Raw genomic sequence first — 20,279 nt, 5'->3', positions numbered from 1 at the left:
AATCCTATCTTTGCCGGCAAACAGGCCCGCAGGCCAACACCCGGCGAACTATCCAAAACACCGCCGGAGCCAAGAGCGCACAGAAAAATGCACCTCCCAGCACACTCCAAAAGCCGGGCCACATTGCGGCGGAAGCAAACCACCATACAAGAAGCGCATTAATCACGCTGACTAAAACAGACAAGCCAAACACGCTAATAACCTGCGGGAAAATCCCGTCAAAGTCAAACCGTTCCGCCAACGCATAAATAATGCACGAGGCCACCGTAAAGGAAAAAGCATTGTAGCCAAACAGTTTCGTAGCGAAAAAATCTAAAAACAGCCCGCATACAAAAGCCGCCGGATAACCAAACGCAGGCTTTAATACGGCGCAAAAAGCCACCGTAAAGGCCAACATAATATTCACGCTCAATCCCCAAAAAGAAAATAATGACGAAAAAGCCCAATGACACACCGTCGCCACTATAAACAGCAAAAGCAATTTAATAAAACTCCACATAGGTTAGTTGCCTCCGTTTCCTGTAATCACAAACAGTTCACGCACCGCCGATGAGCGCACCAACGGAGTTACTTCCACCGTAAGGGCTGTTTGAAAACTCTCGTCCTCGCGCACGCCGCTTACTTCGCCAACTAAAATTCCAGCCGGAAAGATACTGCTGGTCGCCGCAGTATAAACTTTATCGCCTTTTTCCACCTGGGTTAAAAGGGGAATATATTTAATACGAACCGCACGCGGCCCGTTGCCCGTTAAAAGGCCTTCCTCTTTGCCGCGCTCTAAATAAACAGCGGCGGAAAAATCCTCGTCGCGCACCAAAAGCACTTTGGCGGTGCTTTCTGTGGCTTCCACCACCACACCCGCCAAGCCTTCCTGCCCTTCTTCCATAGAAATTACAGCACTGCGCTCGGTTATACCGTCTTTTAGACCTTTATCAATAATAACAGCGTTCCATTGGGAAGGCTCGCGATAAGCCACTTTCGCCCACACCCCTTTCCAACGGTGCGTGCGGGATAATTTCAATAAACCGGTTAAACGGCCGTTTTCGTCCAAAATGGCTTCGGCTTGGGACGAAAGCAACTTCGTCATTTCAATTTCCTGTTTAAGTTCGCGGTTTTCCCGGTGGGCATCCAATAATTCCCGCACCGTTTGGTTGACATTTTCCGCATATTTAGCCGTAGCGTGCGCCGCGCGCACCTGCGGCAAGAAAACATACGCCAATACTGCTTTAACAGAAGATACAAAACCTTCCAGCGGTAAAATCATTAGCAGGAAGGACGTTAGTAAAAAAATTAAAGGGAGCAAAAAACGACGGCGAGAGCCGGGCTCTTGCTTTTTGGATGACTTTTTTTTATGTGATAACATAACTCAAATCTGTATGGGGGAATTTCCCCTTTTAAACGAAAAAGCGGACACGGTCCCTTAAAGAACTGTGTCCGCTAAAAGGTTTTCTGCAACCGTCTGCTAGAAAGATTTACCGCGGGAGCCGAAGAAGCGGGAGCCTTTTTCGTTCAGTTGTTCCAAGAACTTACCCGTGCCCAAGGCCACGCAACTAAGCGGGTCTGCGGCGCGGTGAACGGGGATATCCGTTTCTTTGCGAATCAGTTCGGTAATGCCTCTTAACAGGCTGCCGCCACCGGCCACCACAAGCCCTCTATCTACGAGGTCCGCGGCTAATTCCGGCGGGGTTTCTTCCAAGGTGCTTTTAATCACGTCAATAATCAGGCGCACCGGCTCCATCAACGCTTGGCGGATTTCTTCCGAAGTTACCGTCAAGGTGCGGGGCAGGCCCTGTGTCTGGTCGCGCCCTTTTACTTCCATGGATTTTTCTTCCTTTAAGGGATAGACGGAACCCAGGTTGATTTTCACTTCCTCGGCCGTCGTTTCGCCAATAATCAGATTGTATTTTTTGCGGAAATACTGCACGATGCACTCGGTTAATTCGTCGCCGGCCACATCAATAGACTTGGCAACCACCATCCCGCCCAGCGAGATAACAGCCACTTCCGTCGTGCCACCGCCGATATCAACAATCATACTTGCGTGCGGTTCCGCGATGGGCAAATCGGCGCCCATGGCCGAAGCCATGGGCTCCTCTATCAAATAGACCTCGCGCGCACCCGCTTGGCGGGCGGCATCATCTACCGCGCGTCTTTCCACGCCGGTAATGTCCGAGGGAATGCCAATCACAATTCTGGGACGTAACAGACTGCTTCTGCTGTGGACCTTGCGGATGAAATAACGAATCATTTCTTGCGTAACTTCAAAGTCCGCAATTACACCGTTCTTCATCGGGCGCACGGCCACAATATTAGCCGGGGTTCTGCCAAGCATTTGCTTGGCCTTCGCGCCGACGGCCTTCACTTCGCCGGTTTCTCTTTCCACAGCGACAACGGACGGCTCGCGAAGCACGATGCCTTTATCTTTGACATAGATTAGACAGTTGGCCGTGCCAAGGTCCATACCCAAGTCAGAAGAGAAAAGCCCCCCAAGATAGTCTATTACCATAAGCGCTCACCTATTCAACCAATTTAACGATGGCCACTTCGGCATTATCGCCTTGGCGCAGCCCCGCGCGGTAAATGCGGCAGAAGCCGCCGGCGCGGTTGGCGTAGCGGGTAGCCAATACTTCAAACAATTTCTTTACAGCCGTGGCATCCTTCAAGGTGTCTTTGGCGGCACGTTCGTTGTTGGCTTTGGCCAGCGTGATGAGCCCTTCCACCACGCGTCTAACTTCTTTGGCTTTGGGCAGCGTGGTCTTCACTTGTTCGTGAAGAATAATGCTGGTGGCCATATTGTTAAGCATAGCCTTGCGGTGGGACGCAGTCTTGCCCAATTTTCTGTATCCGGTATTTTTAATCATACGCTAAAAACTACTCCTTAAATTTTCATACCGAGCGAAAGTTTCATCTCGGCCAGTCTTTCTTTGATTTCATCCATAGATTTGGCACCGAAGTTCTTAATCATTTTCAAGTCATCTTCGGTCATTTTAACCAAGTCGCGGACCGTGTTAATATTTTCGGATTTAAGACAATTAATGGAGCGGGACGACAATTCAATAAATTCAATGGACTGGTTGAGCAGTTCATCCAATTTGGAATTGACGCTCGCGCCGGCGACGGCCCCGGTAGCAGACACGGGTTCTTCCACCGCTTCGTCGCTGGTGGTAGCCACGCAATCGTCTTCGCCTTCAATCGTGAAAATATGCAAAGAACTGGACAGCAATACCGCTGCACGGTGCAACGCCCGGGCCGGAGCCAAGGTGCCGTCGGTGGTAATTTCCAAAATCAAGCGGTCATAGTCCGTTTTCTGGCCGACGCGGGCAGGTTCCACGTCGTAGTGGACCTTCACAATCGGAGAAAACAGGGCATCCACCGGGATAAACCCGGCAGGGCGCTGAATTTTGGTTAAATCTTCGGCAGGCACATAACCCTTGCCGCGGGAAATTTCAATTTCCATTTCCAGGCTGCCGCCGACTTCCAAGGTGGCCAAGGCCAGGTCTTTATTGACAATTTCCACACCGGACGCTTCTTCAATATCCGCAGCCGTAACCACGCCGGGTTTGGTGACGTGCAACTGCAAATATTCACGGTTTTTGCCTTCCATTTTCACGCGCAGACGTTTCATATTGAGCAAAATATTGATAACGTCTTCCCGCACGTTGGGAATCGTGCTAAATTCGTGCACGGCACCCGCGATTCTGACGGCGGTTACAGCGGCCCCTTCCATACCGGAAAGTAAAATCCGGCGCAGGGAGTTGCCCACCGTATGACCGTAACCGCTTTCGTACGGCTCGGCAATAAATTTGCCGTAAAAGTCGGACGCGGTTTTTTCTTCCAGTTGAATCTTTTGCGGAAGGACTATTTCGTTAAAAGCCATTATTGCCTCCAAACTATTTAGAATAGTATTCTACGATGAGCTGCTCGTTGACAGGGTAGGACATTTCCGCTCTGTCGGGCCATCTTAAAAGTTTGCCGGTCATCTTCTCCGCATCGTATTCCAAGAAGCTCGGGCGCTGGTTGCGCTTTTCGGCATCCGTCAAGGCTTGCTTTACTTCCACATTTTCAGCCAAGGCGGCATTCAGGGTTACTTTGTCGCCCAAGCGCAACTGGTAAGAAGGCACGTTTACGGCTTTACCGTTTACGGTTACATATCCGTGCAATACCAACTGGCGAGCGGCTTTAAGCGAAATGGCAAAACCCAAGCGGCGGACGGTGTTGTCCAAGCGGGTTTCCAATTTGCGCAAGAAATTTTCACCGGTCTGGCCTTCGGCCTTGGCAGCGGCATCAAATAAATTGCGGAACGGAATTTCAGACATACCAGATTGAAGTCTGGCTTTCTGTTTTTCCTGCAAACGAATACCGTATTCGGACACTTTGGCTTTTCTAACTTTGCCGCCGCGTTTGGTTACGGCCGCCAACTTGTCAATAACACAGTTGGTGTAGCATTTGCTCCCTTTCAAGAAAAGTTTGCAATCTAATTTTCTGCACTTTTTGCAGCTGGGTCCTGTATATCTAGACATAAATCTTATACTCTCCTGGCTTTGGGCGGTCTGCATCCGTTGTGGGGGATGGGGGTGATGTCTTTAATGGAAGACACGGTTAAACCGGCTTGCTGTACGGCGCGCACGGCAGTTTCTCTGCCCTGGCCCGGGCCGCAAACTTTTACGGCTACTTCGCGCATACCCATAGCAACGGCTTTTTCAGCAGCCTTATTGCTGGTGATTTGCGCGGCAAACGGAGTGCTTTTCTTGGTGCCTTTAAAGCCGTGGGAACCGGCGGTGGACCAAGCAATCGTGTTGCCCTTGTCGTCCGAAACAGTTACAATCGTATTGTTGAACGAGCAGTAAATATGCACCACGCCGAATACCGGCGCTTTGGCGTTTTTCTTCTTTCCTTTCGCCGCCGGCGCTTGCGCGGCCGGGGCCGTTGTTACTTTTTCTTCTGCCATATGTTTAAATTCCTAATATTAAAAGTTATTTGGTTTTAGCACCCACGGTTTTTCTTCTGCCGCGGCGGGTTCTGCTGTTAGTTTTGGTGCGCTGACCGCGGACCGGCAGGTTGCGGCGGTGGCGCTGGCCACGATAGGAACCGATTTCAATGGCGCGGTGAATGTTTTGCGCCACTTCGCGGCGGAGTTCGCCTTCCACTTTGTATTCTTTCTGCAAAATGGTGTTGAGCAAACCGGCCTGCTGTTCGGTCAAGTCTTTCACGCGGGTAGCGGGATCAATCTGGCCGTTCAATTTGGCAAGCACGTCTTTGGCGTTTTTCTTGCCGATGCCGTAAATATATTCCAGGGCGACGTCAATTCTTTTATTTTTAGGTAAATCAATACCTGCGACTCTAGCCATATTCTTCTAAAACTCCTTAAATTAACCTTGGCGTTGTTTGTGTTTCGCGACTTCGCAAACCACACGGACTACGCCGTTGCGCTTAATGATTTTGCATTTCTGACATATCTTTTTTACACTGGCTCTGACTTTCATTTATTTCTCCCTATAAGTTATTCTGCCGCGGGTCAAATCGTAAGGAGACAATTCCAGTCTGACCTTGTCGCCCGGTAGAATTCTTATATGATGAACTCTCATTTTGCCGGATATATGTCCCAGAATAATTTTGCCGCCCGGGATTTCGATTTTAAACATCGCATTGGGCAGCGATTCCAAGACTTTACCTTCAATTTCTATCTTATCGCTCATACGACTCCGAGTTCGGATAAATTTAGAACAAACATCCGCCGCGCCCTTTTGAACCTTCCAAAAAGCGCCAGCGTAGATTATTCAAAGGCCGTGAAAATTTCACTGCCGTTAGCCGTAACGGCCACCGTGTGTTCAAAGTGGGCGGCATACTTCCCGTCCGCTGTAACCACAGTCCAACCGTCATCCAACTCCCTGACTCTATATGTTCCCGCAGTAAGCATAGGTTCTATTGCCAAGACCATACCCTTTTCCAAGAGCGGTCCCGTGCCCGGCTTGCCGAAATTCGGGATACTGGGTTCTTCGTGCATATTGCGTCCAATACCGTGCCCGCAATAATCACGCACGACACCTACGCCGTTTTGCTTGGCAAAAGTTTCCACCGCGTGCTCCACGTCGCCAAGACGTTTGCCGGGTTTGACTTGCCCGATTGCCTTATATAAAGACTTTTTGGTAACGTCCATCAGTCTTTGGGCTTCGTCAGAAACTTCTCCCACGCCGAGGGTGATTGCGGCATCAGAACAGAAGCCGTCAAGGCGAGCCCCTGTATCTATACTGATAATATCACCACTCTTTAATATTCTATCTTTTTTTGGGATTCCGTGCACGACTTCTTCATTTACGGAAGCGCAAATAGTGCCCGGAAAACCATAATAACCGAGAAAGAGCGGTGTCGCCCCGAAGGAGCGAATCGTCTTTTCGGCCGCGGCATCCAATTCCAGCGTAGAAATACCCGGCTTAACGAGTTCGGTCATCAGTTTGAGGACCGCCGCCGTTACTTTGCCGGCTTCACGCATCTTTTGGAGTTCGCTATCGTTTTTTACTTCAATCATTTTGCCTTCTTGATGACATTTACAATGTCTTCAAAAACTTTTTCGGGGGTTTGGTTACCCTTGATTTCTACGTATTTCCCGCTGTTTAGATAATAATTTTTTACCGGCAGCGTATCTTTGTGATACACTTCCAAGCGGCGTTTAACGTGTTCGGCGGTATCGTCCGCACGGGTGTATAATTCACCACCGCAAGACGGACATTCGGCAAGCGGGGCTTCCGGATTGACGTGCAAAATAGCACCGCATTTTTTGCATTGGCGGCGGGAGGTAATACGGCTGACCACTTCGCTTTCCGGCAAGTCAATCATAATTACTTCCGTAATTTCGCGCCCGAGGCGGGCCATCATAGCATCTAACGCTTCGGCCTGCGCCACTGTGCGGGGAAACCCATCAAAAATAATACCTTTATCGGTAGATTTGACGATCTTTTCCAACATAGAAATCATCAGTTCGTCCGGCACCAAATTTCCGTTTTCAATAATGCCGGAAATCTTTTTGCCAAGGTCGGAACCGGAAGCAATTTCCGCGCGCAGAACATCCCCGGTGGAAATGTGCTTCAACTGAAATTCATCTTGCAACTTGGCCGACTGCGTGCCTTTACCGGCACCCGGGCAGCCCATTAAAACAATATTCACTTTAAAAATTCCTTCCTATTCTTTCAAACAACTTTGCGTGTAGCCCCAACAGAGCCACACACAAAATAATTTGCAAAAAAATGCAACAAAACAACGGATACTATTTTTTAAGATTTTGAGGAGATTTCTAGGCGCCTTTTTCCGAAGCATACTAACTGCTATGCGAGGAAAAAGGAAACAAAGAAATCTCCCAAAATCTGTAAAAATTACTGGACGTTGAACCAGCGGCCTTTAATTCTCTTGCTGCCCTTCATCAACGGCTCGTAATTGCGGGCCAAGAGATGGGCTTGGATTTGACCGACGGTATCTAACGCGACACCAACGACGATAAGCAAAGCCGTACCGCCGAAGTAAAAGTCCACGTTAAATTCCGCACGGAAGAAATCCGGCAAGACTGCCACCAAACATACAAAGATGGCACCGCAGAACGTCAAGCGGTTCATTACCCACTCAATGTAGTTTTTGGTCGGTTCCCCGGGGCGAATACCCGGGATAAAGCCGCCCCATTTCTTCATATTGTCTGCCAAATCGGACGGGTTAATCGTCATAGAATTGTAGAAATAGCAGAAGAAAATAATGAGCGCGGAGAAAATCAACATATACCAACCGTTGCTGCGGCTCATAGCCTCCAACAGTTTCTGCGCCCAAGCGGCTTCTTGGTTAAAACTGGCAATCGTCAGCGGTAAGGAAATAACAGAGGATGCAAAGATTACTGCAATCACACCGCTCTGGTCAATTTTAAGCGGCAGATAACTGGTCTGTCCGCCATAAGTTTTATTCCCTACCTGGCGTTTGGCGTACTGAACCGGGATTTGGCGTTGGGCCGTTTCCAGCCATACCACTAACGCGGTAATCACAATCGCCGCACCAAAAATCACCAAGGCCATAAAGAAGTCCATTTCGTCCGTTTTTACGCGGTTGACGACTTCCATAATGGCACTGGGCAAACGGTCCACGATACCGGCAAAAATGATGAGCGAAATACCGTTGCCCACCCCTTTTTCCGTAATCTGTTCGCCTAACCACATTACAAACATCGTACCGGCCGCAAGGGTCAGCACGGTGGTTACAAAAAACATAAAAGACGGATTGACTACCGCCGATACGCCGCCTGCGCCTTCCACTTTCGTGATGGCGAAGGTCATCATAGCGCCTTGCAAAACAGCCAGGAACAGTGCAAAAATACGGGTAATCTGGTTTTCTTTTCTTCTGCCGGATTCGCCCTCTTTATGCATTCTGTCCAACGCGGGGAAAATATGCGCCCCGCGAACAAGCCCCATAATAATGGACGCATTGATGTACGGCATAATACCCAAGGCCAAAATGGAGAATTTCCCCAACGCTCCGCCCGAAAAGATATTCATAAAACCAAGAATACCGTTTTGGTGGGCGGCAAAGAGTTGTTTCAAAACATCCGCATTGATACCGGGTATTGGGATTGCAGCCGCAATCCGGAAAACAGCCAACGCCCCAATCAAGAAGAGAAGTCTCTTCTTGAGTTCGGGGGCGTTAAAGATATTTGCAACTGTGTTGTTAGCCATTATTTGGTCTTCTGTTCAAGCACGGTTACGGTGCCGCCGGCTTTTTCAATCGCCGCTTTGGCGGTGGCAGAAAAACCGTGAGCAGACACTTTCAAGGCCTTGGTCAAAGCGCCGTTAGCCAACACTTTGACACGGGTAACATCGTGAATGATGCCCGCTTTTTTCAAGGCTTCGGGGGTTACTTCCGCACCGGCCGCAAACACTTTTTCCAAGGAGCCGAGGTTTACATAATCGTAACGCTTGGCAAAGTCTTTATTGGAAAAACCGCTTTTCGGCGTGTGGCGGATAAGAGGCATCTGACCGCCTTCTTTGCTTTCCTTGCGGCTGTTACCGGAGCGGGAAGTCTGCCCTTTCATACCTTTGGTGCAGTAGTTGCCCAAACCAGAGCCCGGGCCGAGGCCCAAGCGTCTTTTGGCTTTTCTAGACCCATGTTTAGGGAAAAGTTTATTTAAAGTTACCATTTTATTCTCTCCACAAAACTATTCGGCCTTGGCGGCTTCTACGGACGCTTCGGCTTTCGGGGCTTCGGCAGCGGCTTTTTCGGCCTTGCCGCGGATCACGTTTACAACTTCTTTGCTTTTGAGTTGTTTGAACGCTTCCATAGTGGCATACACGAGGTTGCACGGATTGCAACTGCCCAAACTCTTGGCGAGCACGTCTTTGATACCGGCGGCTTCAAACAAGAGGCGCACACCGCTGCCGGCGATTACACCGGTACCGGGGGCGGCGGGTTTCATCCACACGGAAGAAGCACCGAACTTGCCGATGGTTTCGTGAGGAATCGTTTCGCCCACAATCGGGAACGTAATCATATGTTTTCTCGCGTGAGATTCAGCCTTGGCAATAGCCAACTGAACCTGGTTTGCCTTGCCAATAGCAACGCCCACTTTGCCCATACCGTTACCGACCACGACCAACGCGCGGAAACCAAAGCGTTTACCGCCCTTTACTACCTTGGCCGTTCTGGCTACGTGGATGACCGTCGTTTTGCCTTCGGCGAGCGGTCTTGCTTTTTGAAACTCGGCTCTTTTGCCTTTCGCTTCTTTTCTGTTATCGCTTTTAACTAGCGTTTCATTGGACATTAAATTCACCTGTCTTAGAATTTCAATCCTGCTTCTCTGGCGGAATCAGCAAGCGCTTTAATTCTGCCGTGGTACACGCGTCCGCCGCGGTCAAACATTACTTCGCTGATACCTTTTTCAAGCGCTTTCTTGGCAATAGCAGCGCCCAAGGCCTTGGCGGCTTCAATACTCTTGGCGGAAGTGTCAAACTTGCCTTCAAATTCTTTGGACAACGTCGTGGCAGACACTAACGTGCTGTGGGTGTTGTCATCAATAATTTGGGCATAGATGTATTTCAAGCTTCTGTACACCGAAAGGCGCGGGCGGTGCGCACCGTTTTTCAACAGGTGGCCGCGGCTGCGGTCCTTTCTGAATTGATATCTTTCTTGCTTAGTAGCCATAATTATTTACCTCCCGCCGCAGTCTTACCGGCTTTGCGGGCAATATGTTCGCCCTGGTATTTAATACCGCTGCCTTTGTAGGGTTCCGGAGGTCTGATTCTTCTGATTTTGGCCGCGAAATCGCCCACTTTGAACTTATCGCTGCCTTTAATCGTTACCGCGCCGGATTTCGGATCCACCACGACCGTAAGGCCCGTGGGGATATCCAAATTGACGGGGTGAGAGAAACCCAATTCCAAATTGAGTTTTTGTCCGGCCACATTTGCGCGGTAACCCAAACCATTGATTTCCAAGGTTTTGGAGAAACCGTTTGTAACGCCTTCAATGATATTAAAGACGTTCGCGCGGGTGGTGCCGTGGATAGCGTTAAGTTCTTTCACACGGTTTTCCGGGATAGAGAAAGTCAACACAGCCCCTTCCATTTTGGGGGTTACACCTTCCGGCAAAGTGTAGGACAAGGTGCCCAAAGCGCCGGTAGCGGTGATGATGTTCTCTTTAATTTCCACTTTGGTATTAGCGGGGATGTTGATAATTTTTTTACCGATTCTGCTCATATTCCCCCCTTACCAGACCTGGCACAAAAGTTCACCGCCGATTTTGGCGGCTTTGGCTTGCGCGTCGGTCATTAAGCCTTTGGAAGTGGAAAGAATAGAAATACCAAAAGCGCCGCGAACTTTCGGGATATTGTTGTAAGCGCTGTAAACGCGGGAACCCGGTTTGGACACTCTTTTGAGGCCCTGGATAACGCATTCGTTTTCCGGCGTGTATTTCAAAAATACTCTTACCACGCCGCCCTTGGTTTCATTATGGACGGCTTTGAAATTGGCGATATATCCTTCTTCTTTGAGGATGCGCGCAATTTCGGTTTTGATTTTAGAAAAAGGGATATCCACTTTTTCTTTTTTCTTCATATTGGCGTTTCTTATTCTGGTTAAGAAATCTGCGATTGGATCCATATTCTAGGTTATCGTCCCAAGCCACTTTCCGTAACGGAGTTGGCCCGAAAGCGATACCTCCTCCTGTAAATTACCAGCTCGATTTTCTAAGACCCGGGATTAAACCCTGGTGTGCCATCTTTCTCAGGCAGATACGGCAGAGACCGAAGTCGCGGTAGTAACCTCTTGCGCGGCCACAGATTTGGCATCTGTTGTGATAGCGCACGGCGAACTTTTGGTCCTTAGCCATTTTTGCAACCCATGCTTTAGTAGCCATAAAGTTTTAGTCCTCTTATTTAGTAGCCGATTTGCGGAAGGGCATACCCATATAATCCATGAGCAGGCGACCGCTTTTATCGTTGCCGGCCGTGGTAACGAACGTAATGTTCATACCGTGGGCTTTGGGTGATTTTTCCACATCAATTTCCGGGAAAATATAATGTTCTTTAATACCCAGGTTCAAATTGCCTTTGCCGTCAAAACTCGGGTTGAAACCCTGGAAGTCACGGATGCGGGGGCAGGCGATCATAATGAAGCGTTCCATAAATTCATACATTCTCGCACCGCGCAGCGTTACGCGCACGCCGATAGGCATACCTTCTCTAAGTTTAAAGTTAGAGATAGATTTTTTGGCGCGTCTTACTTGGGCAGCCTGACCAGCGATGGCGGTCAAATCTTCTTTGGCCACTTCCAACGCTTTAATGTCTTCACGGGCATCTTTGACACCGATGTTAATCACGATTTTCGTGAGTTTCGGCGCAGCCATCGGGCTCTTTACACCCATATCTTTGAGCAAGGCCGGAAGCACTTTTTCTTTATAAAGGGCCTGCAAGCGAGGAGTATATCCCTCGGGCGCCTTTGTTACGTTTTTCGTTTCTTTCTTAGTCATTTTCTCTTACCTGGATTAAATGATCGGCTCGTTGCATTTGCGGCAAACGCGTACTTTTTTACCGTCGGCCGAAACTTGCACTTTGGGCGTCATCGCTTTTTTGCATTTACCGCAGATGACCGCTACGTTAGAAGCATCCAACGCCGCTTCCATCTGGATGATGCCGCCTTGCTTATTTTGAGTAGGCTTGGTGTGTTTGGAAATCATATTTACGCCGGCAACTACTACTTTGTTTTTGCCCGGGTTGACAGATTTCACTTCGCCTTTCTTGCCTTTGTCCTTGCCGGCCAAAACCAGCACGGTATCTTTCTTCTTGATAATCATACTCTATACCACCTCAGGAGCCAGGGAAATGATTTTCAAAAAGTTCTTTTCTCTGAGTTCTCTGGCAATGGGCCCGAACACACGGGTGCCTTTGGGTTCGCCGTTATCGTTGATGATGCAAACAGCGTTGTCATCAAAACGAATATAGGAACCGTCTTTTCTTCTTTTTTCGCGGGCCACGCGAACGACTACCGCGCGGACTACGTCGCCTTTTTTAATGGCGGAGGTAGGGATCGCATCTCTGACGGAGCACATCACGACATCTCCCAAAGTTGCGATATCCCGGTGGTGGCCGCCGCGCACTTTAAAGCACTGGACTTTACGCGCGCCGGAATTGTCGGCCACATTGACTATGCTTCTTAATTGAATCATACTTTAATAACTCCGTAGTTTTTAAAAACTAAGCTCTGGCTTTTTCCACAATCTTGGAAACACGCCATTTCGTCGTTTTGGAAACGGGACGGGTGCTCATAATTTCCACTTTGTCGCCGATTTTGGTTTCGTTGGCCTCGTCGTGCGCGTGGAATTTGGCCGCTCTTTTGAGCGTTTTGCCATAGCGGTCGTCGTGAACCAGGCGTTCCACCATAACGGTGCGGGTTTTGTTCATTTTGTCGGACACAACCACGCCGGTGAGGACCTTTCTTTTAGCACGGGTTTCTTGATTTTCCATTTTTAAAACCTCTATTTTTGCTCTTTCTTCTGGTTGATCAGCGTTTGCAAAAGAGCAATTTCGCGTCTGACCGCTCTAATTTCCATCGGGTTAGCGATGGGAGTGGTGCTGTGTTTGAAAAGAAGGTTGAACTTCTTTTCTTGGGCTTTGCCGAGCGCTTCATTCAGTTCGGCCAACGTTTTCTTTTTCAAAACTTCTTTTTCGTTCGTTTTCATAAACTACCTTCTGGTTACCAGTTTCGTCTTAATCGGCAGTTTGTCGGAAGCCAAACGCATCGCTTTTTTGGTATCTTCCACGGAAGCGCCTTCCAATTCAAACAAAATTCTGCCGGGCTTCACCACAGCGGCCCAGTATTCGGGCGCGCCTTTACCTTTACCCATACGGGTTTCGGCGGGGTGTTTCGTAATGGCTTTGTCCGGGAAAATGCGAATCCACAATTTGCCTTTTTTCTTGATGAAGCGGGACAAGGTAATACGGGCAGCTTCAATCTGCCGGGCGGTAATCCATTTGGGTTCCAACGCTTTCAACCCAAATTCGCCAAAAACCACTTCCGTACCGCGCTTGGCATTACCTTTAATGCGCGGCGCGCTGAAGGGCTTGCGATATTTAACTCTTTTAGGCATTAACATAAGTCAAAGTCCTCTATTTGGTTTCCACAGCCGGGGCGGCAACTTCCGTCGCGCCTTCGGTGGAACCGCTTTCCATGTCGCGATGTTTCTTGAGTTCGTTCATAATCTCTTTCGGAGATTTGGCGAAGTGGGTTCTCTTGAAAATCCAGACTTTAATGCCGATTTTACCGCTGATGGTGTTGGCTTCGGTGAAACCGTAGTCAATATCGGCGCACAAGGTGTGCAGCGGAACGCGGCCTTCGCGTTTCCACTCGGTGCGGGCGATTTCCGCGCCGCCGAGTCTGCCGGACACCATAATTTTAATACCGAGCGCTTTACCGGACAAGGCCTTTTCAATCGCTTTTTTCATAGCGGCGCCATAGTGAGCGCGCTTTTCAAGTTGCATAGCGATATTCTGGGCTACCAGTTGGGCGTCCGTTTCCGGATTTTTAATTTCAATCACGTTGACGAAAGTTTTGCTACCGGTAAGGGCTTCCAACTCTTTTCTCAACGCTTCAATATCGGCGCCTTTTTTGCCGATTACCACACCCGGGCGGGCAGTGTGAACATTCACACGCAAGAACGCACCGGCTCTTTCAATGCCGACGTAACTGACAGCCGCCATTTTGAATTTGTCGTCAATGATTTTGCGGATATCAAAGTCTTCTTTAATAAGCGCGGGCATATTCTTGGGAGCGAACCATCTGGAACGCCAATCCTGAATATAACCTAATCTAATTGACCGGGGATGAATCTTGTGTCCCATAAATTAGCGACCTCCCTTTTTTTCGTCGGTAACAATGACAGTCAAATGACACATACTTTTCTTATAGGGCATAGCGCGACCCTGCGGGCCGGGCTGTACTCTTTTCAAGTGGCCGCTGGGGCCGAGGTTAGCAAACGCTTCTTTAATGAAGACTTTGCTGAAATCCAGTTTTTTGCCGGCTTTCACTTCCAGGTTAGCAGCAGCGCTGTGTAAAGTTTTGGCCACCAAATCCGAGGTGCGTTTGGCTACGAAAGGAAGAACTTCCTCCGCCGCCTTGACGTTTTTACCGCGGATTTGATCCAGCACCAAGTTTACCTTGCGGCTGCCGAAACGTTGAAATTTAGCTTTTGCACAAGCTTCCATATCAAATCCTCAACTCTTATTTCAGGGCGGTGGAATCTTTCGTCATGCCACCGTGACCTTTGAACAAACGAGTGAAAGAAAATTCACCGAGTTTGTATCCTACCATTCTTTCGGAAACGTAAATGGGAAGAAATTTTCTGCCATTGTGCACCAGAAACGTGTGTCCCACGAATTCCGGCACGATGGTGCAGGCTCTTGCCCACGTCTTGATAGGTTTCTTTTCGTTGGAAGCGTTCATCGCCTGAACTTTTTCCAACAGGTTTAAATCCACGAACGGACCTTTTTTAGTTGATCTTCCCATAATTACTTAGCCTTGTTTTTTCTTCTGTCGCTGACAATCATCCAGCCGAACGCTTTTTTGGTGGAGCGAGTTTTCAGACCGCGGGTCTGCTGGTTCCACGGGGAGCGCGGAATGTTTCCGCCTTTACCGTGCCCACGGCCGCCGCCCATCGGGTGGTCAACCGCGTTCATAGCGCTACCGCGTACGGTAGGTCTTTCGCCGCGATGTCTGTTTCTGCCGGCGTTGCCGATTACGACGTTGCCGTGGTCAATGTTGCCCACTTGGCCGATCGTCGCGCAGCAAGCGCTGGGGACCAAGCGAATTTCACCGGACGGCATTTTGATATGGGCATAGTCCGATTCTTTGGCCATAAGTTGGGCCTGGCTGCCCGCGCTGCGAGCCAACTGGGCGCCTTTGCCAACTTTCAATTCAATCGCGTGGATAAAAGTACCTTCGGGAATATTTTTAAGAGCAAGGCAGTTACCCACTTTAATATCAGCGGCCGGGCCGGACATCAACACATCGCCCACCTGTACGCCGAGCGGATGAAGAATATATCTCTTTTCGCCGTCAGCGTAATTTAAAAGACAAATACGGGCACTTCTGTTCGGATCGTATTCAATAGATACGACTTTGGCCGGAATGCCGTATTTTTCTCTTCTAAAATCAATTTGTCTGTAAGCACGTCTGTGGCCGCCGCCAATGTGGCGAACCATAATCATACCGGTGTTATTTCTGCCGCCGGTTTTGCGCAGACCTTTGGTTAAACTCTTCTCCGGAGTGGTTTTGGTGATATCGGAATAATCCGAAACCGTAATCGTTCTGCGGGAAGGGGTATAAGGTCTAAATGACTTAATAGGCATAGTTAGTAGTTTCTCCTTTCGCTACTTTGAAGCGGCTTCCACCACTTCAATTTTATCGCCTTCTTTCAAGGTAACAAAGGCCTTTTTATAATCAGGTCTTTTCCCTTCAAAGCGACCCATACGGTGGGTTTTGCCCGTTACATTAATGGTGTTGATTTTGGTAACGGTTACATTAAAGATTTTTTCCACCGCGGTTTTGATTTCGCCCTTAGACGCGGTTTTGGCCACTACGAAGCCGTAGCGGTTATGCGTGTCTCTTTCAATAAGACTTTTTTCAGTCAAAAGGGGCTTTTTTAACGTTTCATACGTGCGGGACATTATTTCGTCTCCTTGGCGAAGGTATCGCACAGTTTTTCAACAGCGTCTTTGGTCAAGATGACTTTGGAACTGTTGAGCACCACGTAGGCGTTGATGTCCTGCGTCGGGATATGGGTTAAACCTTCCATATTGCGGCAGGCCAAAGCGGCATTTTCGTCGGCAAAGTTATCAAGCACCAACGGTTTGCGGCCGGCGGCTAATGTTTCCATTACAGCGGCAAAGGCTTTGGTTTTGGGTTCTTTGAAGGTCAAAGAGTCCAAAACTACCAAGTTGCCTTCGGCCAGTTTGGTGGAAAGAGCCATAGCCAAAGCGGTTCTGCGTTTGGCGGCCGGCAAATCCTGACGATAGGAATGCGGGGTAGGCCCAAAAGCGATACCGCCGTGGCGGAACTGCACAGCGCGCAAACTGCCCTGGCGGGCGCGGCCGGTGCCTTTCTGTTTCCACGGTTTTTTGCCGGTTCCGGACACTTCGCTGCGGGTTTTTACATCAGCGGTGCCGCGTCTTTGGTTGGCCAAAAAGGCGGTGATGACTTCGTGCAGGAACGTAGGGTTGGCTTTGACGGCGAACAAACTATCCGGCAGAGCGCAGGTCCCTTTTTCTTTTCCTTTAATATCTAAAACTTTAGTTTCCATGGGTCAAAGTCCTTACTTCTTGTTGGCGGCCTTAGAAGCAGACACTTTATGCTGCTGGGGCGCCACATAGTGTTTTTTGTATTTGGAAGTTTCCAAGACGGAGACGATAGAACCTCTTGCACCCGGCACAGAGCCTTTAAGGAACAAGAGACCGTTTTCGTTATCCACTTTCACAACTTCAATCTTGGCGACGGTATGGGTGGTGGTACCATAGTGGCCAGCCATACGCTGACCGGAGAGCACTTTACCCAAAGAGCGGCGGGAGCCCAAGGAACCCGGAGCGCGGCATCTGTCAGATGCACCGTGGGAATCAGCCTGACCGGCAAAGCCGTGGCGTTTCATCGCACCGGCAAAACCGTGGCCTTTAATTTTCCCCTGGACGTCCACATAGTCGCCGGGTTTAAAAATCTTTTCAAGTGAAATGACTTGACCAATTTCAAAACCATTCACGTCGGCCACACGGCATTCCTTCATATGTTTGACCGGCGCCACATTGGCTTTTTTGAAATAACCGAGTTCAGGTTTGTTAAGTTTGTTTTCTTTCACTTCGCCAAAACCCACGCAAACGGCATTGTAACCGTCTTTATCCTGGGTTCTGACACGTACAACTTTGCACGGACCCGCTTTTACAACGGACACACCGTGAAGGTTGCCTTTTTCATCAAAGAGTTGGGTCATACCCACTTTCTCGCCGATTACGAAACGAAACGTAGCCGGGGCTTCTTTGACAGTTTCTGCTTTGGCCGCTTCAGCAACGGGGGTTGCCTCTTGGGCACCAGCAGCATTTTTGATTTCTTCAGTCATATTCTATCAGGTTTCCTGTTAGTTGCTTTTGATTGCCACATCCACACCGGCCGGCAAGTCTAATTTCATCAACTCGTCAACGGTCTTGGAAGTGGGACTTTTCAGATCAATGAGTCTTTTGTGAATACGCATTTCAAACTGTTCTCTGCTCTTTTTATCGGTATGGGGAGAGCGAAGTACGGTGTACTTCTTAATCCGAACCGGGAGAAGAACAGGACCCGCCACGATGGCGCCCGTTTTTTGTGCAGTTTCCACAATGCGGGAAACCGAGGCGTCCAACATACGGTGATCGTAAGAACGCAATTTAATGCGGATTCTTTCTTGGCTCAATACTTTCGCCTTTTTTTCTGTTTTTTCTACCATTTTTGGTTTTCCTTAAATGTTTTTTACAAAAAAATTATTCGGCAGAAACTCCTCCCCCGGGTCGCTTTCTCCGACGAGCCGGTATGGAATTTCCTGCCTTTCGTCCAATTCAGTACATTTTATTATACCAAATTAGTGGGCTTTTGCGCTATACAAATACTCACGTTTTTCACCATTTCGTTTCTTTGTCTAGCGCCTAAAATTCGCTTATATATATTGTATAATATCCGTCTTGTATTGTAAAGACTTTCTCCGTCGGGCTTTACAATACAGCACCCGGCCTGTTTTGGAAGGCCGGGCACATTATAAAGTTTCTGCCTTAAAAAGCCACTGCTTTGGGGGCAATCAATTTGCCCGTGCAAACATTGTTTACACACGCAGTGGTAATGCGGGTGTAGCAGGCTTCGCGCGTACAACCGGCATTAGCGCAGGCCTTTTCAAGTACATTTTGAACCTTGGCGGCCGCCGTTTTATTTACGGCTTCAAAGCCCGCACAAGGGCAGCAGCCTTTTTGAACGGCTACACAATCGGCATCCGTTTGGCAGGTTCTGTCTGCCGCGGCAACGGCTTTGGTTAATTTGGCCGGAGTGGCATTAATCCCCGCACCGGAAGAAGCACAAGCGCCCAATGCGGCGGCGCAGGCTAATACAATTAGAATTTTTTTCACTTATCTCTCCTTATCTGGCAAAATAGTCCTTCATTGGCTTGGGTGTGCCCACACAAGTCCCGTTTTGGCAGGACGTGTTCAGTTCCACATAACACATTTCCAAGGTGCATACGCCATCAGCGCATTCTTTATTCCAACGGGATTTCAATGCTTTGGCGGCCGCTTTATTAACCGCTTCTTTGCCGTGGCACAGGCAGCAACCCTTGTTGACCGAGGTGCAATCCGCATCTACTTGGCACGATTTATCAGCCGACCGCAACGCTTCGGCATAGTTTTTGGCTTTTGGGTTAATGGGCTGGTACCCCTGTTCTGTGGCCGCACAACCTGCCAGCAACAGAACGCTGCCCAAAAAGCCCGCTAATTTAATATTCATACGAGCGACTCCTTATATAATGATTATCTATATTATACCAAACTGGGAGAATACGTTTAAATTTGTTATACTTAAAATGTTGCAGAAATAAAAATTTATCTGTTTTTGGAACCGTGTGAAGAACACGGAGGCATTACGAACGTAATCCAGAGCAAGTCCAAAAACAGCCGATCAAATGCGCAAGGGAAAGGGCCTTATAACCCCTTTTTCTTGGGCTGAATGTTTGCCGCCTTTTTGGCGGCAGACTACGGCTGTTTATACTTGCGGCACTTGCTCTGGCGCAAGATAGGCAGCCGTTTTTTATGAGCCTTTTTTCCAAAAACTGACAAGGAGAAAAGTATGGAAAAAGGTTTTACCTTAATAGAATTGTTAGTAGTCGTGCTGATTATCGGCATTTTATCAGCCGTCGCCCTGCCGCAATACACCAAAGCCGTAGAAAAAGCCCGTGCAACCGAGGCTCTTTCTATTACCAGTAATATTGTTAATGCTGTGGAAACAACTATTTTAAGTAGTGGTGTTTATGATAGTGCTGTATATGCCGATCCCGAAAACTGGGATATTTCTTTATCTGGTGGCTACTGGAAGGACTCAGGTTGTTGTGGTCCTATGTATGTAACAAAAAATTTCTTCTATCTGACAAGAGACGACTCGACAGGTGTAGCCGCCTACCGGTGTAAAGGAACCTGCACAGGAAACATAAAGGACGAAAGCATTTATGATTTATGGCGTTGTTACCCTTCCGTTGATGGGGAAAATTGTTTGTTATGTTCTTCAGAGACAGAACAAGGAAAAGATATTTGCAAATCTCTCACAAGCCTAGGGGTAGAGTACCGACCTTAATGAAAATAAAACGCTGCAAATGACACCTCTACACCGATAGTTATTTTAAGTCTTTACAAAGGGCAAAATTACCTCGTTTTTTTGCTGTTTGCCCGCTCTTTGTTCCGTTTATAAAAAGCGTTCACGGCGGACAAGAAATTTTATTGGTTGAGCAAAGCGAGTTATAAAATTTCCCGTTGCGAACTGCTTTTTATGGAGCCCGAGCGGCGAGTTTTTTGTTCCTTTTTGACGGCACAAAAAGTAAGAGGTATTTATAAATTAATCTCCCTTAAAACAATAACTGTCCCCCGGCTATACCGGGTTACTTTGTACCAACAAAAAAGGAGGGCCGAAAATTCGGTCCCCCTTTTTGCACATTAAGCAGTAAAACTACTCAATAATTTTGGTTACAACACCGGCGCCTACCGTATGGCCACCTTCGCG

General features: G+C 48.5%; 36 protein-coding genes. 1 reads left to right on the top strand and 35 read right to left on the bottom strand.

The annotated features are described in order from the left end of the window. Positions 1-4 precede the first annotated feature (4 nt). The 35 genes from mreD to ACQY2K_RS05100 all read right to left on the bottom strand — a co-directional run bounded on the left by mreD (position 5) and on the right by ACQY2K_RS05100 (position 19,016). Positions 5-499 (bottom strand): rod shape-determining protein MreD, encoded by a 495-nt coding sequence (gene mreD, locus ACQY2K_RS05270; protein ID WP_428040995.1) that lies wholly within the window; start codon positions 497-499, stop codon positions 5-7. Positions 500-502: 3 nt separating this feature from the next. Beyond that, positions 503-1,261, bottom strand: coding sequence for a rod shape-determining protein MreC (gene mreC / locus ACQY2K_RS05265; protein ID WP_428040150.1), 759 nt, complete (start codon positions 1,259-1,261; stop codon positions 503-505). Between the two features lie 198 nt (positions 1,262-1,459). Then, positions 1,460-2,503, bottom strand: a complete 1,044-nt coding sequence (locus tag ACQY2K_RS05260; protein WP_177746080.1) for a rod shape-determining protein MreB — start codon at positions 2,501-2,503, stop codon at positions 1,460-1,462. Positions 2,504-2,513: 10 nt separating this feature from the next. Next, entirely contained in the window at positions 2,514-2,858 is a 345-nt protein-coding gene (gene rplQ, locus ACQY2K_RS05255) for a 50S ribosomal protein L17 (protein WP_177746078.1), read from the bottom strand. A 17-nt stretch (positions 2,859-2,875) separates the two neighbouring features. Then, positions 2,876-3,874 (bottom strand): DNA-directed RNA polymerase subunit alpha, encoded by a 999-nt coding sequence (locus ACQY2K_RS05250; RefSeq protein ID WP_177746076.1) that lies wholly within the window; start codon positions 3,872-3,874, stop codon positions 2,876-2,878. A gap of 13 nt (positions 3,875-3,887) precedes the next feature. Beyond that, positions 3,888-4,517: a 30S ribosomal protein S4 gene (gene rpsD, locus ACQY2K_RS05245; RefSeq protein ID WP_177746074.1), complete on the bottom strand. Its 630-nt coding sequence runs from the start codon at positions 4,515-4,517 to the stop codon at positions 3,888-3,890. A 5-nt stretch (positions 4,518-4,522) separates the two neighbouring features. Further along, complete coding sequence (rpsK, locus tag ACQY2K_RS05240; RefSeq protein WP_177746071.1) at positions 4,523-4,945, bottom strand: 30S ribosomal protein S11; 423 nt, start codon at positions 4,943-4,945, stop codon at positions 4,523-4,525. A gap of 25 nt (positions 4,946-4,970) precedes the next feature. Next, entirely contained in the window at positions 4,971-5,345 is a 375-nt protein-coding gene (gene rpsM / locus ACQY2K_RS05235) for a 30S ribosomal protein S13 (protein WP_177746068.1), read from the bottom strand. Positions 5,346-5,366: 21 nt separating this feature from the next. Beyond that, positions 5,367-5,480 carry a 50S ribosomal protein L36 gene (gene rpmJ / locus ACQY2K_RS05230; protein ID WP_177746066.1) on the bottom strand — a complete coding sequence of 38 codons (114 nt, stop codon included), beginning with the start codon at positions 5,478-5,480 and terminating at the stop codon, positions 5,367-5,369. After that, a complete protein-coding gene (gene infA / locus ACQY2K_RS05225; RefSeq protein WP_177746064.1) occupies positions 5,481-5,693 on the bottom strand; it encodes a translation initiation factor IF-1 in 213 nt (70 codons plus the stop codon). It lies immediately after the preceding gene. A gap of 77 nt (positions 5,694-5,770) precedes the next feature. Then, positions 5,771-6,523, bottom strand: a complete 753-nt coding sequence (gene map, locus ACQY2K_RS05220; protein ID WP_177746062.1) for a type I methionyl aminopeptidase — start codon at positions 6,521-6,523, stop codon at positions 5,771-5,773. Then, positions 6,520-7,158 (bottom strand): adenylate kinase, encoded by a 639-nt coding sequence (locus ACQY2K_RS05215; RefSeq protein ID WP_428040994.1) that lies wholly within the window; start codon positions 7,156-7,158, stop codon positions 6,520-6,522. The genes map and ACQY2K_RS05215 overlap by 4 nt, the downstream gene beginning before the upstream one ends. 206 nt (positions 7,159-7,364) lie before the next feature. Next, positions 7,365-8,699 (bottom strand): preprotein translocase subunit SecY, encoded by a 1,335-nt coding sequence (gene secY / locus ACQY2K_RS05210; protein WP_177746056.1) that lies wholly within the window; start codon positions 8,697-8,699, stop codon positions 7,365-7,367. Next, the gene (gene rplO / locus ACQY2K_RS05205) at positions 8,699-9,160 is read right to left on the bottom strand and encodes a 50S ribosomal protein L15 (protein WP_177746054.1); all 462 of its coding nucleotides are present in this window, start codon (positions 9,158-9,160) and stop codon (positions 8,699-8,701) included. Before rplO ends, secY begins: the two co-directional genes overlap by 1 nt. A gap of 18 nt (positions 9,161-9,178) precedes the next feature. Then, entirely contained in the window at positions 9,179-9,781 is a 603-nt protein-coding gene (gene rpsE, locus ACQY2K_RS05200) for a 30S ribosomal protein S5 (protein WP_428040993.1), read from the bottom strand. A gap of 14 nt (positions 9,782-9,795) precedes the next feature. Then, entirely contained in the window at positions 9,796-10,161 is a 366-nt protein-coding gene (rplR, locus tag ACQY2K_RS05195) for a 50S ribosomal protein L18 (protein ID WP_177746050.1), read from the bottom strand. Positions 10,162-10,163: 2 nt separating this feature from the next. Beyond that, positions 10,164-10,715, bottom strand: coding sequence for a 50S ribosomal protein L6 (gene rplF, locus ACQY2K_RS05190; RefSeq protein WP_428040992.1), 552 nt, complete (start codon positions 10,713-10,715; stop codon positions 10,164-10,166). 9 nt (positions 10,716-10,724) lie between these two features. Next, positions 10,725-11,117, bottom strand: a complete 393-nt coding sequence (rpsH, locus tag ACQY2K_RS05185) for a 30S ribosomal protein S8 (protein WP_177746046.1) — start codon at positions 11,115-11,117, stop codon at positions 10,725-10,727. Between the two features lie 70 nt (positions 11,118-11,187). Continuing rightward, positions 11,188-11,373 carry a type Z 30S ribosomal protein S14 gene (locus tag ACQY2K_RS05180; RefSeq protein ID WP_087289315.1) on the bottom strand — a complete coding sequence of 62 codons (186 nt, stop codon included), beginning with the start codon at positions 11,371-11,373 and terminating at the stop codon, positions 11,188-11,190. Positions 11,374-11,388: 15 nt separating this feature from the next. Beyond that, positions 11,389-11,985 carry a 50S ribosomal protein L5 gene (gene rplE / locus ACQY2K_RS05175; RefSeq protein ID WP_428037896.1) on the bottom strand — a complete coding sequence of 199 codons (597 nt, stop codon included), beginning with the start codon at positions 11,983-11,985 and terminating at the stop codon, positions 11,389-11,391. Positions 11,986-12,000: 15 nt separating this feature from the next. Then, the gene (gene rplX / locus ACQY2K_RS05170) at positions 12,001-12,309 is read right to left on the bottom strand and encodes a 50S ribosomal protein L24 (protein ID WP_177746042.1); all 309 of its coding nucleotides are present in this window, start codon (positions 12,307-12,309) and stop codon (positions 12,001-12,003) included. Positions 12,310-12,312: 3 nt separating this feature from the next. Then, the gene (rplN, locus tag ACQY2K_RS05165; RefSeq protein ID WP_087289320.1) at positions 12,313-12,681 is read right to left on the bottom strand and encodes a 50S ribosomal protein L14; all 369 of its coding nucleotides are present in this window, start codon (positions 12,679-12,681) and stop codon (positions 12,313-12,315) included. A gap of 28 nt (positions 12,682-12,709) precedes the next feature. Continuing rightward, a complete protein-coding gene (gene rpsQ / locus ACQY2K_RS05160; protein WP_177746040.1) occupies positions 12,710-12,979 on the bottom strand; it encodes a 30S ribosomal protein S17 in 270 nt (89 codons plus the stop codon). 11 nt (positions 12,980-12,990) lie between these two features. Beyond that, positions 12,991-13,194, bottom strand: a complete 204-nt coding sequence (gene rpmC, locus ACQY2K_RS05155) for a 50S ribosomal protein L29 (RefSeq protein ID WP_177746038.1) — start codon at positions 13,192-13,194, stop codon at positions 12,991-12,993. 3 nt (positions 13,195-13,197) lie between these two features. After that, the gene (gene rplP / locus ACQY2K_RS05150; RefSeq protein WP_428040991.1) at positions 13,198-13,608 is read right to left on the bottom strand and encodes a 50S ribosomal protein L16; all 411 of its coding nucleotides are present in this window, start codon (positions 13,606-13,608) and stop codon (positions 13,198-13,200) included. A gap of 13 nt (positions 13,609-13,621) precedes the next feature. After that, complete coding sequence (gene rpsC / locus ACQY2K_RS05145; RefSeq protein WP_177746035.1) at positions 13,622-14,353, bottom strand: 30S ribosomal protein S3; 732 nt, start codon at positions 14,351-14,353, stop codon at positions 13,622-13,624. A 3-nt stretch (positions 14,354-14,356) separates the two neighbouring features. Continuing rightward, positions 14,357-14,716, bottom strand: coding sequence for a 50S ribosomal protein L22 (gene rplV, locus ACQY2K_RS05140; RefSeq protein ID WP_087289330.1), 360 nt, complete (start codon positions 14,714-14,716; stop codon positions 14,357-14,359). A 16-nt stretch (positions 14,717-14,732) separates the two neighbouring features. After that, the gene (rpsS, locus tag ACQY2K_RS05135; protein WP_177746033.1) at positions 14,733-15,017 is read right to left on the bottom strand and encodes a 30S ribosomal protein S19; all 285 of its coding nucleotides are present in this window, start codon (positions 15,015-15,017) and stop codon (positions 14,733-14,735) included. 2 nt (positions 15,018-15,019) lie between these two features. Beyond that, entirely contained in the window at positions 15,020-15,859 is an 840-nt protein-coding gene (rplB, locus tag ACQY2K_RS05130) for a 50S ribosomal protein L2 (RefSeq protein WP_177746031.1), read from the bottom strand. A gap of 21 nt (positions 15,860-15,880) precedes the next feature. Further along, positions 15,881-16,177, bottom strand: a complete 297-nt coding sequence (locus ACQY2K_RS05125) for a 50S ribosomal protein L23 (RefSeq protein WP_177746029.1) — start codon at positions 16,175-16,177, stop codon at positions 15,881-15,883. Further along, on the bottom strand, positions 16,177-16,809 hold the full coding sequence (rplD, locus tag ACQY2K_RS05120) for a 50S ribosomal protein L4 (RefSeq protein ID WP_177746027.1): 633 nt from the start codon (positions 16,807-16,809) through the stop codon (positions 16,177-16,179). The genes ACQY2K_RS05125 and rplD overlap by 1 nt, the downstream gene beginning before the upstream one ends. 12 nt (positions 16,810-16,821) lie before the next feature. Next, a complete protein-coding gene (gene rplC, locus ACQY2K_RS05115) occupies positions 16,822-17,613 on the bottom strand; it encodes a 50S ribosomal protein L3 (RefSeq protein WP_177746025.1) in 792 nt (263 codons plus the stop codon). Between the two features lie 18 nt (positions 17,614-17,631). Beyond that, the gene (gene rpsJ / locus ACQY2K_RS05110; RefSeq protein WP_428037898.1) at positions 17,632-17,976 is read right to left on the bottom strand and encodes a 30S ribosomal protein S10; all 345 of its coding nucleotides are present in this window, start codon (positions 17,974-17,976) and stop codon (positions 17,632-17,634) included. A gap of 319 nt (positions 17,977-18,295) precedes the next feature. Continuing rightward, complete coding sequence (locus tag ACQY2K_RS05105) at positions 18,296-18,643, bottom strand: hypothetical protein (RefSeq protein ID WP_177746023.1); 348 nt, start codon at positions 18,641-18,643, stop codon at positions 18,296-18,298. Positions 18,644-18,653: 10 nt separating this feature from the next. After that, on the bottom strand, positions 18,654-19,016 hold the full coding sequence (locus ACQY2K_RS05100; protein WP_428040990.1) for a hypothetical protein: 363 nt from the start codon (positions 19,014-19,016) through the stop codon (positions 18,654-18,656). Positions 19,017-19,355: 339 nt separating this feature from the next. Here ACQY2K_RS05100 and ACQY2K_RS05095 point away from each other — a divergent pair, with 339 nt between their 5' ends. Next, complete coding sequence (locus ACQY2K_RS05095) at positions 19,356-19,856, top strand: type IV pilin protein (protein ID WP_428040989.1); 501 nt, start codon at positions 19,356-19,358, stop codon at positions 19,854-19,856. The last annotated feature ends 423 nt before the right edge of the window (positions 19,857-20,279 follow it).

It is taken from the genome of Candidatus Avelusimicrobium fimicolum (assembly GCF_021632165.1).
Taxonomy (GTDB): Bacteria; Elusimicrobiota; Elusimicrobia; order Elusimicrobiales; family Elusimicrobiaceae; genus Avelusimicrobium; species Avelusimicrobium fimicola.
This window is presented reverse-complemented; position numbering and strand designations above follow the sequence as displayed.

What these genes read in the sequence shown, in the direction of transcription:
- rplX (WP_177746042.1), bottom strand. Translation starts at nt 12,309, where the DNA reads ATGATTATCAAGAAGAAAGATACCGTGCTGGTTTTGGCCGGCAAGGAC.
- rplP (WP_428040991.1), bottom strand. Translation starts at nt 13,608, where the DNA reads ATGTTAATGCCTAAAAGAGTTAAATATCGCAAGCCCTTCAGCGCGCCG.
- rplQ (WP_177746078.1), bottom strand. Translation starts at nt 2,858, where the DNA reads ATGATTAAAAATACCGGATACAGAAAATTGGGCAAGACTGCGTCCCAC.
- ACQY2K_RS05260 (WP_177746080.1), bottom strand. Translation starts at nt 2,503, where the DNA reads ATGGTAATAGACTATCTTGGGGGGCTTTTCTCTTCTGACTTGGGTATG.
- mreC (WP_428040150.1), bottom strand. Translation starts at nt 1,261, where the DNA reads ATGATTTTACCGCTGGAAGGTTTTGTATCTTCTGTTAAAGCAGTATTG.
- mreD (WP_428040995.1), bottom strand. Translation starts at nt 499, where the DNA reads ATGTGGAGTTTTATTAAATTGCTTTTGCTGTTTATAGTGGCGACGGTG.
- rpsD (WP_177746074.1), bottom strand. Translation starts at nt 4,517, where the DNA reads ATGTCTAGATATACAGGACCCAGCTGCAAAAAGTGCAGAAAATTAGAT.
- ACQY2K_RS05095 (WP_428040989.1), top strand. Translation starts at nt 19,356, where the DNA reads ATGGAAAAAGGTTTTACCTTAATAGAATTGTTAGTAGTCGTGCTGATT.
- ACQY2K_RS05180 (WP_087289315.1), bottom strand. Translation starts at nt 11,373, where the DNA reads ATGGCTACTAAAGCATGGGTTGCAAAAATGGCTAAGGACCAAAAGTTC.
- secY (WP_177746056.1), bottom strand. Translation starts at nt 8,699, where the DNA reads ATGGCTAACAACACAGTTGCAAATATCTTTAACGCCCCCGAACTCAAG.
- rplR (WP_177746050.1), bottom strand. Translation starts at nt 10,161, where the DNA reads ATGGCTACTAAGCAAGAAAGATATCAATTCAGAAAGGACCGCAGCCGC.
- rpsM (WP_177746068.1), bottom strand. Translation starts at nt 5,345, where the DNA reads ATGGCTAGAGTCGCAGGTATTGATTTACCTAAAAATAAAAGAATTGAC.
- rplC (WP_177746025.1), bottom strand. Translation starts at nt 17,613, where the DNA reads ATGACTGAAGAAATCAAAAATGCTGCTGGTGCCCAAGAGGCAACCCCC.
- rpsJ (WP_428037898.1), bottom strand. Translation starts at nt 17,976, where the DNA reads ATGGTAGAAAAAACAGAAAAAAAGGCGAAAGTATTGAGCCAAGAAAGA.
- ACQY2K_RS05125 (WP_177746029.1), bottom strand. Translation starts at nt 16,177, where the DNA reads ATGTCCCGCACGTATGAAACGTTAAAAAAGCCCCTTTTGACTGAAAAA.
- rplN (WP_087289320.1), bottom strand. Translation starts at nt 12,681, where the DNA reads ATGATTCAATTAAGAAGCATAGTCAATGTGGCCGACAATTCCGGCGCG.
- rpmJ (WP_177746066.1), bottom strand. Translation starts at nt 5,480, where the DNA reads ATGAAAGTCAGAGCCAGTGTAAAAAAGATATGTCAGAAATGCAAAATC.
- ACQY2K_RS05250 (WP_177746076.1), bottom strand. Translation starts at nt 3,874, where the DNA reads ATGGCTTTTAACGAAATAGTCCTTCCGCAAAAGATTCAACTGGAAGAA.
- rplD (WP_177746027.1), bottom strand. Translation starts at nt 16,809, where the DNA reads ATGGAAACTAAAGTTTTAGATATTAAAGGAAAAGAAAAAGGGACCTGC.
- rplV (WP_087289330.1), bottom strand. Translation starts at nt 14,716, where the DNA reads ATGGAAGCTTGTGCAAAAGCTAAATTTCAACGTTTCGGCAGCCGCAAG.
- rpsK (WP_177746071.1), bottom strand. Translation starts at nt 4,945, where the DNA reads ATGGCAGAAGAAAAAGTAACAACGGCCCCGGCCGCGCAAGCGCCGGCG.
- map (WP_177746062.1), bottom strand. Translation starts at nt 6,523, where the DNA reads ATGATTGAAGTAAAAAACGATAGCGAACTCCAAAAGATGCGTGAAGCC.
- rplB (WP_177746031.1), bottom strand. Translation starts at nt 15,859, where the DNA reads ATGCCTATTAAGTCATTTAGACCTTATACCCCTTCCCGCAGAACGATT.
- rplF (WP_428040992.1), bottom strand. Translation starts at nt 10,715, where the DNA reads ATGAGCAGAATCGGTAAAAAAATTATCAACATCCCCGCTAATACCAAA.
- rpmC (WP_177746038.1), bottom strand. Translation starts at nt 13,194, where the DNA reads ATGAAAACGAACGAAAAAGAAGTTTTGAAAAAGAAAACGTTGGCCGAA.
- rpsQ (WP_177746040.1), bottom strand. Translation starts at nt 12,979, where the DNA reads ATGGAAAATCAAGAAACCCGTGCTAAAAGAAAGGTCCTCACCGGCGTG.
- rpsC (WP_177746035.1), bottom strand. Translation starts at nt 14,353, where the DNA reads ATGGGACACAAGATTCATCCCCGGTCAATTAGATTAGGTTATATTCAG.
- rpsH (WP_177746046.1), bottom strand. Translation starts at nt 11,117, where the DNA reads ATGGATCCAATCGCAGATTTCTTAACCAGAATAAGAAACGCCAATATG.
- rplO (WP_177746054.1), bottom strand. Translation starts at nt 9,160, where the DNA reads ATGGTAACTTTAAATAAACTTTTCCCTAAACATGGGTCTAGAAAAGCC.
- rpsE (WP_428040993.1), bottom strand. Translation starts at nt 9,781, where the DNA reads ATGTCCAATGAAACGCTAGTTAAAAGCGATAACAGAAAAGAAGCGAAA.
- infA (WP_177746064.1), bottom strand. Translation starts at nt 5,693, where the DNA reads ATGAGCGATAAGATAGAAATTGAAGGTAAAGTCTTGGAATCGCTGCCC.
- rplE (WP_428037896.1), bottom strand. Translation starts at nt 11,985, where the DNA reads ATGACTAAGAAAGAAACGAAAAACGTAACAAAGGCGCCCGAGGGATAT.
- rpsS (WP_177746033.1), bottom strand. Translation starts at nt 15,017, where the DNA reads ATGGGAAGATCAACTAAAAAAGGTCCGTTCGTGGATTTAAACCTGTTG.
- ACQY2K_RS05100 (WP_428040990.1), bottom strand. Translation starts at nt 19,016, where the DNA reads ATGAATATTAAATTAGCGGGCTTTTTGGGCAGCGTTCTGTTGCTGGCA.